The organism is Cupriavidus sp. P-10 (assembly GCF_003402535.2).
Lineage (GTDB): Bacteria > Pseudomonadota > Gammaproteobacteria > Burkholderiales > Burkholderiaceae > Cupriavidus.
The window spans coordinates 875,109-889,908 of record NZ_AP025172.1; the positions used below are offsets into that span (position 1 = coordinate 875,109).

Sequence of the window (14,800 nt, forward strand, 5' to 3'; positions counted from 1 at the left end):
GGCTAACGAGTGTGGGCTTGTCGGAAAGCCTTGTCGACAAAGGCTTTCAGGGAAACCGCCAGATTTTGCACGAAAAGTACTACAAGGGCTTCCCCGTTGGCGCAAGACGTCAATAAGATTCCTTTGCATGCGGAATTTGCCTGCTAAGCGTGTGTGAGGAGGTGAAGGACTGCAGTACTACAAACGGTCATAGTGGGCCGCTGGCCCGGACCCTGATGTAAGACGCGCGCGAGGGCCTCGTTCGATTATCGGGCTTGGTGTCCCCTGACTTTCCCAGGTATGCCTCGCGCGGGTCCAACCCGCTTCACATCAACGCTGGCAGTGCAAGTGTTCGTGAGTTCCGCTGTAGCTCTTTGAAAGCTGGTTGATCGAGTTATCTGCGCTTACGCATGTTTGAAGGCATCGCCATATTTCAGCATGGCCCACGCCATTCTCGCGTTCTTAGCTGCAATGGCGACGGCTGCTCGCCAGTAACCGCGGCGTTCTATCAGGTCTCTTACCCAGCGGCTATATCGATCCTGCTTGTCGCCCAGATTTGCCATGACCGCGCGAGCTCCGAGTACCAGCAGCGTACGCAAGTAAGCGTCTCCGGCTCTGGTGATGCTGCCCAAGCGCTGTTTGCCACCGCTGCTGTGCTGTCCCGGCGTCAACCCTATCCAAGCCGCCAATTGGCGGCCGTTTCTGAAGTCGTGTCCCGCCCCGATGCTTGCCGCCAGGGCACTAGCCGTAGTCGGCCCGACCCCGCGCAGCTGCATCAGGCGCTTGCTGCGTTCGTCTTCACGGGCAATCTCGCTGATAGCTTGATCATACTCGTCCAGCTTCTCTTCCAGCCTGCCCGCATGGTTCAGCAGGTCCTGGATGCATCGACTCGCCCAGCCGGGCAAGGCTTCCAGATGGGGGCCGATCTCCTTGCGCAGTCGCTCCGGCTTCTGCGGCAATACCACACCGAATTCGGCTAGCAACCCCCGCAGGCGGTTGTAAGTAGCTGTCCGCTCTTCTACAAATCCCTGTCGGGTTCGATGCAAGCTCAGGGTTGCCTGCTGGTGCTCGTCCTTGACCGGCACAAAGCGCATGCTCGGTCGCGTCACGGCCTCGCAGATGGCCATCGCGTCGGCTGCGTCATTCTTGCCGCGTTTGCCGGACATCCGGTAAGGCGCCACCAGTCTCGGCGACATCAGCTTGACCGTGTGTCCGTGCTGGCGAAACAGCCGCGCCCAGTAATGCGCGCCGGAGCAAGCTTCCATGCCGATTAGGCAAGGCGGCAACTGCGCAATCAACGGCACCAGCTGATCGCGTGCGACCTTCGGCTTGACCAGCATGGCCTTGCCGGCCTCGTCGACGCCATGAATGGCGAATACGTTCTTGGCGAGATCAATTCCAACGGTAACGATAGCCATGGACTTCCCCTTCGTTGGTTGTGATGCAGCTTCAACACGCCATCATGGCACGTCGGTGCCAACTGGCGGCTTCCGCCGCAACCTCGGGACGGGGAAGTCCCTTCCATTCGATTACCCCCTTCCGTGCAGGCGATTCGGACGCGGCCGCCGTCTGCCTTGCCGATGACTTCACCTGGCACCTGCCTGCCGGCAACGGCGATCCGCGCGGCCAGGTCCTGCAGGGCCGAGAGGCCACGCTGCGCTACTTGCGCGAGCGGTTTGCCGAACAACAAGGCGGAAATGGCGTTGCCTTTTCGGACGGCCGCATTGAAGTGTTCGGCGACATGGTGATTCTGCGCTATCGCGTCCGTGGTACGGCTGAAGGTGGCCAGCCAGTGGATGCAATGGGACTCGACGTGTTCCACGTTGCCAATGGGCGGATTCTGTCGAAGGATGCGTACTGGAAGCAGGTGACCTGGCCGGTCTCGAGCCCACTGAGTGGTTCGCCTTCGCGGCCCACTCAATGTGAGGGCCAGGCCAGCCATTGAAATTGCGGCGGCCTTCCTGCGCTGGGGTGCGGCTGTTGGGCACCGGGGGCCGGGCAAAGGCATAAGCGCCGGTGCGTCGACAGCCGACTGAGGGACTCGCCGCGCCGACACGCCGCGCCGACAGCAGACGTCCACCCTTCGGGCGTTATGTTGAAATGTGCTCGACCACCTTTTCGAGGTGAAAGCCGTCGCCTGCTTGCACGATCGTGGGGGGTCAAATTGCCAGACTGTACTGCGTGAGGATCAACACCGTTTGCGTCAGGCCTTGTGCCGAAAGGGTAGTCAAATACTCCGAAGCAGACTTTGGCGGATTTTTCAGAGACGCACGGTGTTCCGCCACTGCCGCTAGGACCTTCCCTGCATTCAGATCAAAGAGGTCCACGACGAAATCATCCGGGTGGATCGCCTCGACGTTGAACTCCTTGAGTGCGGCTTCGGGGAAGTCCTTCAAATTAAACGTGATGATTGCCTCAGAGCCGCTATGAATTGCGGCCGCAACCACATGTCGATCGTCAGGGTCAGGCAGCTTAATGGACCCAATAAGGTGCTCATACCCGCTAATCAGCGAATCGCGAACACTTCGGTTCATCAGTTCGCGCGTGCCGGCAAGGCGATCCGGGGAGAGCTCCGGCCGCCGCGCGAGGAGGTTGCGAATCCACTCGTCATGAATTTCATTTGTCCACTTTGCACGGTACAGGTCGGTGAGAGCGAGACGCATCAGCAGATCCCGCAGCGGCGCAGGATAGAGAACGCAGGCATCGTAGACTACAGCGAAGTTAGAAGCCATGCTCAATAGCCCATGTCCAGCTCTTGGGCCTGCGCCGCGAGTTCGTCTAGTGCCTTACGTCGCTCGTCATCAATGCGCTGCTTGTAGCTAACAACGTCTTGGTAGAGGACGCGCCGATGCGTGTTGACTTTGCGGAACGGAATCTCCCCCTTCTCTAGAAGCTGAACCAAGTACGGCCGAGAGACGTTAAGCAGGTCCGCCGCCTCTTGCGTCGTCAGTTCGGCGTGAATGGGGATGATAGAGACGGCGTTCCCTTGGCCGATTTCAGCGAGAACCTCGACCAGAAGCCTCAACGCCGAGGTGGGCAATGTGACACTATGCAACTCGCCCTTGTCCGTCTTGAAGTCGAATTGCTGCGTCTCGGAGCGGCTGTCCAAGGCTACCGCCAGGCTGCGGCTCGATTCACGGGCGATAGCACTTTCGTTTGCCGAAGGCAGCGTCGTGTTGGTGATGGTTGCGTGCATGAAGGACTCCAGATGCTACGTGTCCGGCCATGATAATTCGAAATAATCGAATTCGCAACATCCGAAACGACCGATCGACGAATGTGATTGCTAGGCGTCCTGAATGTAAGATTTGTGACCCTTTATACGCAAATGTCACGCCGCCGATAAACGTAAACAGCAGCAAAGAAGGCCGAGCCGGCGGCCTCGGGGATCAGCACGAAGCCGCGTCGTCACTTATCGTGCCTTGTCGCCCGCGGTGGTGCGTCACCAATCGTCCGAGCGGCGCGGCACCCGGTTGCTTGTCTGAGAGGATGGAAACGCAAAGGCTGTAGCCGGCCAGTTTCTGTCTCTCAGGCACGAGTATGTGATGGCAGATGTATCTCTGATTGCGGTCGTTCGCCGTCGCGTCATGCCATAGTTCAGGTGCACATATGCGACGGGTGTCGCTGCGGCGACCGGGGCGCAAGACAGCCCCGGTCCACAAACTCAAACTAGAGCCGGTCAGACAGCGCGTGACTCGCCAGGGCGGCAACACCCGGCTTTTCAAACTGGGCCGCCAGTAGTGTTGCCACCCGCATGCGGTTCGCTTGGTCACCCGTCACGACAACTAGTCCGTTTTCTAACGCTTGCTTCCAGCCGATCCGCCCTTCCAGCAGGCCGCGCAGCACCGGCTCCCCCGTCACCACGACAACATCGCCGTCGGCCGGGCCCGCATCGTGGTCGGCATGGAGGTCTGCCTTGCGTTGGCTTGCCGGGGCGTAGCGCGTCCAGAGCCGTGACTCGACAAGCAGTAGCGATGTAGGCGGCAGCTTTGCCTTGATCGACGCTAGTAGCTGCCCCAGTATGTGGGCGGTATCGTCGGCGCGCAATCGTGCTTCCGCGCCAGTCAGGCTTTCCGGGGGCGCCAGCGCGCCCGCGCTTAACGCATCGTTCATCGCAAAGGCGACGCCGATCGAGGCGGGGTGCGCGGCGCCGACTTCATCGCCGAGGACAAAGTCGGACCCGCACGCCGCAGCCGGCCCCGGCGCGAGCGCCAGCCAGCCGGCGGCCAGCACGGCCTTCAGTGCAGTCGGTGTGGTCTTCATGGCGTCACGATGTTGAACCAGAACGGGAAGGAATCCAGCAGGCCGAGGAATTCGCCCAGTGCCTCGCGTCGGCCTTCCACTTTCATGTCTCCCTTCGCGATGGCGTTTTCGATCGTCGTTTCCTTGAGCTGGATGGCATCGAGCGTCGCCTTCGACATCGTGATCTTCGCGTCCGCCTGCGGCAACGGCTTGCCGTAGTTCAGGACCGCGTTCTCCACCGCCAGGCCATATTGCTTCTTCAGGTCAGTGAAGTCGAGATTGAGCGCAATCTTCTTTCCCGCGGCCTTCGGACCGTTCAGACGCACTGACAGGTAGTCGAACAGCATCTCGGGCGGCATGGCCTTGATGGTGTCCGGGCTGGCGACGTCGGTGCCGCCCGCCTTTGGCACGCCATTGCGCAACTCGTACGCACACATCAGATACACGGAGCGCCACGGACCACTTTCCGCCTGATAGCCGAGTTGTTCGAGCGAATCGGCGAGCAGGTCCTTGCCGGCCTTGCTATTCGGATTGGCGAAGACCACGTGCTTGAGCGCTTCGGCGGTCCAGCGATAGTCGCCCTTGTCGAAATCGGCCTTGGCGCGGCGCAGGATTGCGGCCTCGCCGCCCATGTACTCCACGTACTTCTTCGCGGCCATTTCCGGCGGCAGATTGTTCAGGTCCGACGGATTGCCGTCATACCAGCCCATGTACCGTTGATAGACTGCCCGCGAATTGTGGCGCAGCGTGCCGTAGTAGCCCCGGTTCGGCCAGAACTTGTCGAGCTCGGGCGGCAGCTTGATCATTTCCGAGATCTCTTCTCACGTATAGCCCTTGTTCATCAGGTTGACCGACTGGTCATGGGTGTACTTGTAGAGATCGCGCTGCTTCTTCCAGTAGTCGATGATCTTGGCATTGCCCCACATCGGCCAATGGTGGGCCTGGAACTTGAACTCCACGTCCTTGCCGTAGGTGTCGATGGTCTCGTTCAGGTAGCTCGACCACTTCAGTGCATCTCGCACCTGGGCGCCGCGCAGCGTCAGGATGTTGTGCATCGTGTTGGTCGTGTTTTCCGCCATCCACATGCCCTTGAACTGCGGGAAGAACGTATTCATTTCCGCCGGCGCCTCGGTGCCCGGCGTCATCTGGAACACCATCTTCACGCCATCCACGGTGACTTCGGTTCCGGTCTTGCCGATGATGTCGGAAGGAACAATCAAGCCTGCGGTGCCGGTCGAAACTGTCTGCCCCAGCCCGCCGTTCACACCGCCGCGGTCATTGCGTGGCAGGAGCGCACCATACATGTACACGGCACGACGGCCCATCGCGTTGCCGGCAATGACGTTCTCGCTGACGGCATGCACGGTAAAGCCTTCGGGTGCGAAGATCTTGATCTTGCCCGATTTCACATCGGCCTCGTTGACGACGCCGCGCACGCCACCGTAGTGATCGATGTGCGAATGGCTGTACACCACCGCCACTACGGGCCGTGAACCAAGGTGCTTGGTCACGAATTCGTAGGCCGCCTTGGCCGTTTCCTCCGAGATCAGCGGATCCAGTACGATCCACCCGGTATTCCCCTGGACAAAGGTCACATTGGAGAGATCGAAGCCGCGGACCTGGTAGATGCGATCCGAGACCTTGAATAGACCGTGCTGCATAGTCAGTTGGGCGTTTCGCCACAAGCTGGGGTTGACGGTGTCCGGCGCAGGCTTGTCGACCCCAATGTATTGTTTGTATGCTTCGAGATCCCAGACCACGTCGCCCTTGGCGTTGCGTATCGTGAGCGTGTCCGGCTTGGCAACCAGGCCGCGTTGCGCGTCTTCGAAATCGGACTTGTCATTGAAAGGCAGTTCGTTCAGCACCGCGGCGTTTGCCGCCTTCGTCGCTGCCGTGGCAGGCTTGCCGCCTATCGGCTGAGCCTGGGCCCAACCAGAGGATGACCACGTCATGGCAATCGCAGTGGCAAAGACGAATGCGGCCTTCATCGCTATCTCTCCAGGGAATGTTGATCGTGCGGATCGCTCGGACACGTGCCGGCTCAACTAAGCCTGCAAAGTGCATCGATGCTCCCTTATCGAGGTTCGCGGCAGAAGTGAATTCTTTCTTGCGCGTTTGAAATGATTTGATCACGTCCGCGGAATGAGTGCGGCCAGAAGCGCTTTGCCGGCGAGAAATCGATCCTGAAGGACTGACAGACACCACATAGTTCCTGATCCGCGGTTTGGCTGTTTGAAAGCCACGATGAAACGGCTGCCGCCGGGCGATCCATTCGCCGCATTGCAGGTATAGCTCACCAGAAGCTCGCTACTTCCGGTGTGCGCTAAAATCTATCCAAGATGTCGGTCCCTGCGTTGAAGGCAGACGCTGACACGCGTGCTCACTGCCAGGCCGTTTCCACTTGTGGTGGACATATGAGCGATACGACCTCTAATGGTCAGCCTTTTGACACCCTTGGCGTGCCGTCAGGCGAAATGGCCGAGCGCATCCGCTTGTTCGACTGGGCCGCGACACCGCTCGGGCCAGCCCATGCATGGTCACCCACGCTGCGGACCATGGTCCGGATCATGTTGGCCAACCGGTTTCCCCATATCCTCTGGTGGGGACCTTCCTACATCCAGTTCTATAACGACGCGTACCGCCCGATCCCAGGTACGAAGCATCCGGATCGTGCACTTGGACAACCCGCCAGCGAATGCTGGCCGGAGATCTGGCACGTTATCAGGCCGCTGATTGACCGTCCGTTCCACGGCGGACCCGCCACGTGGGACGATGACATTTTCCTCGAGGTCAATCGCCATGGCTTCCGCGAGGAATCGCACTTCACGATTGCGTACAGTCCGGTTCCCGATGACACCGTGCCTAGCGGAATCGGCGGCGTCCTTGCCACGGTTCACGAAATAACGGAAAAGGTTATTGGGGAGCGACGGGTCAATATGCTGCGCGACCTGGGAGCGAGCGTCGCAGACGCGAAGACGGCCGAGGACGCATGTGCAATGGCCGCCGAGACGTTCGCCGCCTACGCAAAGGATGTGCCCTTCGTGCTGCTGTACCTGATCGATCCGGGCAGTCACCACGCGCGGCTGGCTACCGCTGTGGGTATCGAACCAGGCAAGGATATCTGTCCGGATTCCGTGGACTTGAATGCCGTCCGAGACAAAGGCTGGCCGTTTCGCCAGGCATTGGGCGACGGGGCGGTGCTCGTCACCCATCTCGGCGAAACATTCGCAAAGGTACCTGCGGGTCCGTGGGACGACCCGCCAGACTCGGCATATGTCACAACGATCCCCTCCAGCCTGGGCGGGAAGCCCGCAGGATTCATGGTGGCTGGGGTCAGTGCACGGTTGAAGTGGGACCAGCGCTATCGGGATTTCCTTGACCTCGCGAAAGCGCAGGTTGCCACAGCGATCGCCAATGCTCGCGCCTACGAGGAAGAGAAGAAGCGTGCCGAAGCATTGGTCGAACTGGATCGCGCCAAGACGACCTTCTTTTCGAACGTTAGCCACGAATTTCGAACGCCGCTGACGCTCATGCTCGGCCCGGTAGAAGACTTGCTGGCACGTCGGGCTAACGAACTGTCGCCGGCGGCGAAGCATGACCTGACCCTTGTCGAGCGGAACGGACTGCGATTGCTGCGACTGGTCAACTCGCTGCTGGATTTCTCGCGCATCGAGGCGGGTCGCATGCAAGCGATGTACGAGCCGAGCGACCTCGCCCGCCTCACGGAAGACCTGGCGAGCGTGTTCAGGTCGGCATGCGAGCATGCGGGACTGACCCTGACCGTCGATTGCGAGACGCTGCCGGAACCCGTGTTCGTCGACCGGGGCATGTGGGAAAAGATTGTCCTCAACCTCTTGTCGAATGCGTTCAAGTTCACGCTTACAGGCGGCATTACCGTGAGCCTGCGAGCAGTTGGTGACAAGGCACAGCTTCGCGTCGCCGATACGGGAACCGGCATACCGGCCGACGAACTTCCGCACATATTCGAGCGGTTTCATCGCGTACACGGCACGGACGGGCGCACCCACGAGGGCACGGGGATCGGACTTGCGCTGACCATGGAGCTTGTCAGGCTGCATGGTGGCTTTGTGCATGTCGAGAGCGAGCTGGGCAGGGGCAGCACGTTTATTGTTGACGTACCAATGGGGACGTCGCACCTGCCGCCCAAGCACATCAGGAGCAACGACGACGCCGACTGGTCCTCGACAGGTCCACGGCCCTTCATCGAAGAAGCGCTGCGCTGGTTGCCGGATCGTCCGGAGACCGTCGGGCACGCCGCGCCCACGGATCCCGCACTGCCCGGCCAAGCTCATACGCTCCCTCAACACGAGCGCAGCGCGGGTCGTCCCCGCATCCTGGTGGCGGATGACAACGCCGACATGCGGCAGTACCTGGGCCGCCTTCTGGAGAAGCATTACGAGGTCGAACTGGCCGGCGACGGTCACGCGGCACTCGAGCGGATTCGACTGCACTGTCCTGAACTCGTCCTGACCGACGTGATGATGCCAGTCCTCGATGGCTTCGGATTATTGCGCGCGCTGCGCGCCGAGCCACGAACGGCGCATCTGCCCGTCATCATGCTGTCGGCGCGCGCCGGGGAAGAAAGCCTTCTGGAGGGGGTGGAGGCCGGCGCCGATGACTACCTGGTCAAGCCATTCACCGCCCGGGAGTTGCTGACCAGAGTCGAAACGCATCTACGCATGGCGCGATTCCGCCGCGAAGCGCTAAAGGCGCTGAGCCAGCGCAGCATCCAGTTCAAGACGCTCCTCGACCAAGCGCCGCTCGGCGTCTACTTGGTCGATGCCGATCTGGTCATACGTGAGGCCAATCCGACAGCGCTGGAGGCTATCGGAGACATACCGGGGGGGGTGATAGGGAGTAGCTTCGACCACGTGATTCACCTGCTCTGGAAAAAGGAACAGGCGGACGAAATCGTCCGCACCTTCCGTCATGCGCTCGCCACCGGCGAACCCTACGTGGCGCGAGAATGGGCGGAAAGCCGTATCGATCGCGGGGTTACCGAATACTACGAGTGGAAGCTCGATCGTATCCCGCTGCCAGACGGCCACAACGGCGTGGTTTGCTATTTTCGGGACATCTCCGAGCACGTCCATTCCCGCAAGCGAATTGAAGCGAGTGAGGAAGCGCTACGTGAAGCGGACCGGCGCAAGGATGAGTTTCTCAATATTCTCGCGCATGAGTTGCGTGGGCCTCTGGCAACCATCAGCAACACAATGCATATCCTGGGGCAGTCTGATGCAGAGATCGATCTTGCACGCGAGGCGCAAGTCAGGCAACTGCATCACCTTGTGCGGCTCGTCGACGATCTGCTCGACACCAATCGCATTACACGGGGTCGCTTGCGGTTGCACATCGACCGTGTGGAATTGCAGACTGTCATTCGTGACGCCATTGAAACTTGCAGACCGCTTGCGCAGGAACTCGAGCGCGCGGTGACGCTGAATGTTCCCAGAGAACCCATTTGGCTCGATGCAGATTCCGTGCGTCTCACACAAATATTCGGCAATCTCATCAGCAACGCATACAAGTACACGGAACACGGCGGCCACGTGTGGCTCAGCGCCGCTCAGCGCGGTGAGGAAGTGCTCGTCAGCGTGAAGGATGACGGCATCGGAATCCCTACCGATGCGTTATCTTCGGTCTTTGATCTGTTCATGCAGGTTGACACATCGGGTGACCGGTCCCGCGGTGGGCTAGGCATTGGCCTGGCGCTCGTCAAGCAGCTAGTCGAGATGCATGGTGGCCGAGTCGAAGTGTTTAGTGACGGGCCGTTTCGAGGCAGTGAGTTTGTCGTGCATCTGCCGATGCCATCGGGCGCTTCTGCTGTCAACGCAGCCAGAGCGGCGCCTCCCGCGGAGGCGCCGGCAGTCGCACCGTTGCAGATTCTGGTGGTCGATGATGACCGGGACTCGGCATGGTCGCTGGCTGAGCTTCTGAACATTTGCGGTCATCAGACTCGCATTGCTCATGATGGAAGCGAAGCGATCGCTGCGGCCGAACAGTACCGCCCCGGCGTCATACTGATGGACATTGGCTTGCCGACAATGAGCGGCCACGAAGCCGCACGCGAGATTCGATCGCAGCCCTGGGGCGCGAATATTACACTCATTGCGGTGAGTGGATGGGCACAAGAAGAAGACCGCCGCAGGTCAAGGGAAGCAGGCTTCGATGCGCATCTGGTGAAGCCCGTCGATATTGGCGCCCTGATGAAGCTTCTCCAATCCCTCGAAGCGCTACGCCCAGGAAAGCGGCCATTGTGACCGCAAGACTTCGAGTCGCGTTGAGTGAGGGAACCACCAGCGATCGTCCGCGCGTCATAGTCGGCGGTAACCAGCCATAAGGAGTCATTGCCCTGTGCCCGCATTCGACGTTTGAATGGCCGATATGCCGTCCGCCAGAGACGGCCGCGTCATGGCATGCGCAGTCCATCAAATCTACTTGAGAGATGTAGAGGCCATGGTGACGCGATGTTCTCCGAGCGAATGCACGCCCCTCGGTGATCGGTCCCGTTCGGGCTTCACCAGGTATATCGGACGCCGACGTCACCCCACACCCCCTTGCGCTGTCCACTCTCGGAACTGTTGAGCGTGAACTGATAGCCGAACTGGCCATACACGTTCATCCGGGAATCTAGTTTGGCAGTGAAGCCTGCCGAGACATCCATACGCGTCACCTGCTGCGAGAGCGGAACCTGATTGACGCCGTCAAATATTGTCGCTGCCCGAGCACCCCAGTCACGCCAGATATTGGTGCGCACATAGGGCTGCCACACCTGTCCGTTCGCACGGTCAATGCTCCATTGCCCACGAACGCCAACCCGTCCCGTAACACCCGAAGTCGAGCCGAGGTCGACCGAACCCAGCCCGTCTTTGGCTTCATTCAAGCTGACATGCTGCCAAATGAGCTGCACCTGCGGCTCCAGTACGAAGCCGGGACCAAGGGGCAACGGTACCGGATAGCCTGCTTCGAGCGAGGTGGCGATCGCTGAGCCGGATACGGGAAGTCGTGCGAACTGCGTCGTGGCATGTCCGTCGTAGGATGTGCCCTGGAGCACCGCGTCAACATACCATCCGCCGGGACCGTAGTGCGTCCAGTAAGCGCCGCCGGAGTAGGCGTCCAGGCTGACGGAGCCGGTATGGTCGCGGACATACGCCGTTGCCGCGGCGTTGGTCACCAGGCCATCGACGCTGGCGCTGGCATTGCCGTAGGAGAAGTAGACACCGGCCGTGTCGTGATGGCCCGGCAGGAAGCCGCCACGCCAGACGTCGAGGCCGGCCTGGAAGCCAGCCAGCGACCCACCTGTACCCGGCGCGGTGAACGCCTGATAGCGATTGTCGAGTTGCTGGCCGAACACCCGCCCCCAGCCGGAGCGTCCCCAGCCGGCACTGCTGCCGCCAGCTTGTGTCTCGGCGAGAGTATTGCCAATGCGCTCGTGCAGTGTGCCGAGCGTGGTGAGCCCGAGCTGGCGCGCGATCGGCTGTACCACACCATAGGTGGCAAGCTCCGGGCCGATGATCGGGAACCTGCCGGGTCCCAATTGCGCGGGAGGTGGATCGACCGGCAGGACGCTGCTTGGCGGCGTTGCCGGCAGCTCCTGTTGCGGTCCCACGATGAAGTGAGAGCGCAAGAACCAGTCGTCCGGTCCGCTCCCGTCAGTGCCGCCTCTGAATAGCCGATAGTCGAAGGCGCCCGCGCGCAGTTCTCCCGGCAGGACGAAAGCCTGCGTACCAGTCGTGGCGCCGTTGACTGCCTGCACGACCGGGATGCCGTTGCCCTGGGTCAGCGCACCGGTTAGCCCGGTCGGATGCACGACGACCGTGCTCGTGCCACTGGTGGTGCCGCCGTCGAGCACCAGGCGGCTTGACGGCGAGGCGTCGGAACCGAGCAGCGTGTTGAAAACGACCTGTCCCTCGGGGTCGGCATAGCCGCCCCGGATGGTCAGTGCCCCATATCCCGTATCGCCGGCCACCGGATTGCCCGGCCAAACCACACCCTGGTTTATCACATTGCCCACCATGCCGGACCCGGCCAGCGTACTGCCAGGCAGCACCGTCACAGACGAACGGATCGAGCCGTTGACGATCAGCGTGCCGCTTTGCACCATGGTCGGGCCGCTGTAAGTACTGGCACCGGTGAGCACAGTGGAGCCGGTACCCCGCTGCGCGAGTGCGCCGGCGCCGGAGATCACGCCGTCGAAGGTGAGCGTGTCGCTGCGGTTGAACGCCAGCGTCCCGTTATTGGTCACGTCGCCGACGATGTTGCCGCTGGTTCCGCCATTGCCGAGTTGCAGCGTACCGGCACTGATGGTCGTACCGCCATTGTAGGTATTGGCCGCGGTAAGTACAGTGGTGCCGGTGCCAAGGTGGCGTACTGCGCCGGAGCCAGAGATGATGCCTGGGAAGACAAGCGTGTCGGCACGGTTGAACGCCAGCGTCCCGTTGTCAACCACATCACCAACGATGTTGCCGCTGGCCCCACCGTTGCCAAGCTGCAGCGTGCCGGCGCTGATGGTTGTGCCACCCGTATAAGTGCTGCTTGCGGTAAGTACCGTGGTGCCTGTGCCAAGCTGCGTCACGGCGCCGGTTCCGGAGACAACGCCATCGAATGTCAAAGCATCCGAACGGTTGAATGAAAGCGTGCCGTTATCTGTCACGTTGCCGGCGATACTGCCGCCGGTACCGCCGTTGCCCAGTTGCAGCGTGCCGGCACTGATGGTCGTATCACCGCTGTACGTGTTGCCCGCGGTGAAAATCGTCGTGCCTGCGCCAAGTTGAGCGACGGCACCGGTGCCGGAGATGACGCCGCCGAAGATCACTGTGTCTGTACGGTTGAAGGCAAGCATGCCGTTGTCGGTGACGTTGCCGGTAATGCTGCCGCTGGTTCCGCCGTCGCCGAGCTGCAGCGTGCCCGCGCTGATCGTCGTACCGCCCGAGTAGGTGCTGTTTCCGGTCAAGGTCAGCGCTCCTGCACCTTGCTTCGTGAGCGAGCCTGTCCCGCTGATGACGCCGCTGTAGGTCGGTGAATCGCTCCGGTTATAGATCAACGCAGCGTTGTCGACGATGTTGCCGCTGACGCTGCCTGTCGTACCGCCGTTACCGATTTGCAGGATGCCTGCACTGATTGTGGTGCCACCGGTGTATGTGTTTTCGCCCGTCAGCGCCCACAGCCCGGCGCCTGTTTTGACAAGTGACGATGCGCCGCCATTATCGCCAAGGACGGCGGCCAGTATGTTGGCGCCGGCATTGGTGCCGGTGAGGGTCAATGTGCGGGATCCCATCTCGCCATTGAAGCCGATTGCCCCGCTATTGGTGAACGTCAACGCACCGGTACCGGAGGCATCGATCGTGCCGCTGCTCCCGCCCAGACTGAACAATCGATCCGTGCTCGCGCCTGCACCGGTGTACTGCAGGGTGCCGCCATCGAGGACGAGATTGGTCGCAGCATTGGACGACATGCCTATGTTGCTGGCAACACCACCATCGGCGAGCTCGGATACGCTGAGAATCCCCCCGTTGATAATCGTGGCACCGGTGTAAGTATTATTGAAGGTCAACATCGCCGTACCCGGTCCGGCCTTCGTTACGGTGCCGCCGTTCCACAGTAGTGAACTCACCAGCAAACTGCTGCTGGAACCGAGGGTATTCAGCGTAAGACCGCGAAAGTTCAGATTTAATCCAGCGCCGGAGGAACTGATTACCTTGTCCTGCGCACCACCCGTCGCGGCGATCGTCAGATTTCCTGACAGCACCACACCACCAAAATTGTTAGGCCCGGTTGTCCCGGTGAAATCCACAGTTCCGCCACCAGCCGTATCAAAGGTGATGGTCCCGCGAATATCCTCCCGGTTGATGGCATTGACGATCAGCGTCGAAGGCCCATTCACAAAAAAAGCTGTTGATCGTATTGCCGAGGCCACTGTCGGCGAAGCAAAGCTCAGGGTTGCTCCGTTCGAGATGGTCGTCGGTCCCGTATAAGAAATGGAGCCCAGTGAAGCAAGCGTGACATTACCGGCGGAGACAGTGAGCCCCCCGCTTCCGCTGATCGTTCCGGTAACCGATGAGGTACCCGTTGAATTGAACACCAGCCCGCCACCCACGCTATATGTGCCAGCCAGGGAAACATTTATCCCCTGGAAGGTCAACGAACTGGGGCTAGTGCCTGTCACATTGACGTTTGAAGCATCGGCAATATCGCCTGTTGCGACGAGCGCCACATTGCTGGTGCCCAGTTCAGCACCCAATTGCCCGTCGGTGATGGTCCCATTGCTTGAAGAAGGCAATCCATTGATCTCACTGCTCGTGCTGCCGCCCGCTGCGCCGCTAACAATGGAGATATTCGATGCCGCCGCGTGCTGGCATACCGTGCACGCAAGGAGGGCTACCGCCGAACGCCTTCGCCTGCGGGCCCCGCCAGATGGTGCTACCGCTCCTATCGAACAACCTCCCTTCCCGCAACTGCGAGCGGTCTCCGCCACTATGACGGGACTCGCGGCCTTCCTGCTGAAGACGATGCGGAAGATGTTCTTGTTCATACCAGTTACTCCGGACCGGTACAGCGA

At 60.8% G+C, this 14,800-nt stretch carries 7 protein-coding genes and 1 pseudogene; 2 read left to right on the plus strand and 6 right to left on the minus strand.

What is annotated here, in order from left to right; all coding sequences use genetic code 11:
• Positions 1 to 383: 383 nt before the first annotated feature.
• Positions 384 to 1,397: an IS110 family transposase gene (locus CTP10_RS34010; RefSeq protein ID WP_116324091.1), complete on the minus strand. Its 1,014-nt coding sequence runs from the start codon at positions 1,395 to 1,397 to the stop codon at positions 384 to 386.
• Between the two features lie 23 nt (positions 1,398 to 1,420).
• Between CTP10_RS34010 and CTP10_RS34015 the strand changes: the two genes are divergently transcribed.
• Complete coding sequence (locus CTP10_RS34015) at positions 1,421 to 1,924, plus strand: nuclear transport factor 2 family protein (RefSeq protein ID WP_116323978.1); 504 nt, start codon at positions 1,421 to 1,423, stop codon at positions 1,922 to 1,924.
• Positions 1,925 to 2,138: 214 nt separating this feature from the next.
• On the opposite strand, the gene CTP10_RS34020 is transcribed toward CTP10_RS34015, so the two are convergent.
• From CTP10_RS34020 to CTP10_RS34035, 4 genes and pseudogenes are all read right to left on the minus strand, one after another.
• Positions 2,139 to 2,711, minus strand: coding sequence for a PIN domain-containing protein (locus tag CTP10_RS34020; protein ID WP_116323977.1), 573 nt, complete (start codon positions 2,709 to 2,711; stop codon positions 2,139 to 2,141).
• Positions 2,712 to 2,713: 2 nt separating this feature from the next.
• Positions 2,714 to 3,175 carry an excisionase family DNA-binding protein gene (locus CTP10_RS34025; RefSeq protein WP_039014334.1) on the minus strand — a complete coding sequence of 154 codons (462 nt, stop codon included), beginning with the start codon at positions 3,173 to 3,175 and terminating at the stop codon, positions 2,714 to 2,716.
• Between the two features lie 473 nt (positions 3,176 to 3,648).
• On the minus strand, positions 3,649 to 4,242 hold the full coding sequence (locus CTP10_RS34030) for a hypothetical protein (RefSeq protein ID WP_116323976.1): 594 nt from the start codon (positions 4,240 to 4,242) through the stop codon (positions 3,649 to 3,651).
• Positions 4,239 to 6,209 (minus strand): annotated as a pseudogene (locus tag CTP10_RS34035) (alkyl/aryl-sulfatase). The gene CTP10_RS34030 and the pseudogene CTP10_RS34035 overlap by 4 nt, the downstream one beginning before the upstream one ends.
• Before the next feature lie 426 nt (positions 6,210 to 6,635).
• Between CTP10_RS34035 and CTP10_RS34040 the strand changes: the two are divergent.
• Positions 6,636 to 10,502: an ATP-binding protein gene (locus CTP10_RS34040; RefSeq protein ID WP_116323975.1), complete on the plus strand. Its 3,867-nt coding sequence runs from the start codon at positions 6,636 to 6,638 to the stop codon at positions 10,500 to 10,502.
• Between the two features lie 257 nt (positions 10,503 to 10,759).
• Here the strand turns inward: CTP10_RS34040 and CTP10_RS34045 are convergent, their stop codons facing one another.
• Positions 10,760 to 14,773 (minus strand): autotransporter outer membrane beta-barrel domain-containing protein, encoded by a 4,014-nt coding sequence (locus CTP10_RS34045; RefSeq protein ID WP_116323974.1) that lies wholly within the window; start codon positions 14,771 to 14,773, stop codon positions 10,760 to 10,762.
• Between the last annotated feature and the right edge of the window lie 27 nt (positions 14,774 to 14,800).

What these genes read in the sequence shown, in the direction of transcription:
- CTP10_RS34010 (WP_116324091.1), bottom strand. Translation starts at nt 1,397, where the DNA reads ATGGCTATCGTTACCGTTGGAATTGATCTCGCCAAGAACGTATTCGCC.
- CTP10_RS34015 (WP_116323978.1), top strand. Translation starts at nt 1,421, where the DNA reads ATGCAGCTTCAACACGCCATCATGGCACGTCGGTGCCAACTGGCGGCT.
- CTP10_RS34020 (WP_116323977.1), bottom strand. Translation starts at nt 2,711, where the DNA reads ATGGCTTCTAACTTCGCTGTAGTCTACGATGCCTGCGTTCTCTATCCT.
- CTP10_RS34025 (WP_039014334.1), bottom strand. Translation starts at nt 3,175, where the DNA reads ATGCACGCAACCATCACCAACACGACGCTGCCTTCGGCAAACGAAAGT.
- CTP10_RS34030 (WP_116323976.1), bottom strand. Translation starts at nt 4,242, where the DNA reads ATGAAGACCACACCGACTGCACTGAAGGCCGTGCTGGCCGCCGGCTGG.
- CTP10_RS34040 (WP_116323975.1), top strand. Translation starts at nt 6,636, where the DNA reads ATGAGCGATACGACCTCTAATGGTCAGCCTTTTGACACCCTTGGCGTG.
- CTP10_RS34045 (WP_116323974.1), bottom strand. Translation starts at nt 14,773, where the DNA reads ATGAACAAGAACATCTTCCGCATCGTCTTCAGCAGGAAGGCCGCGAGT.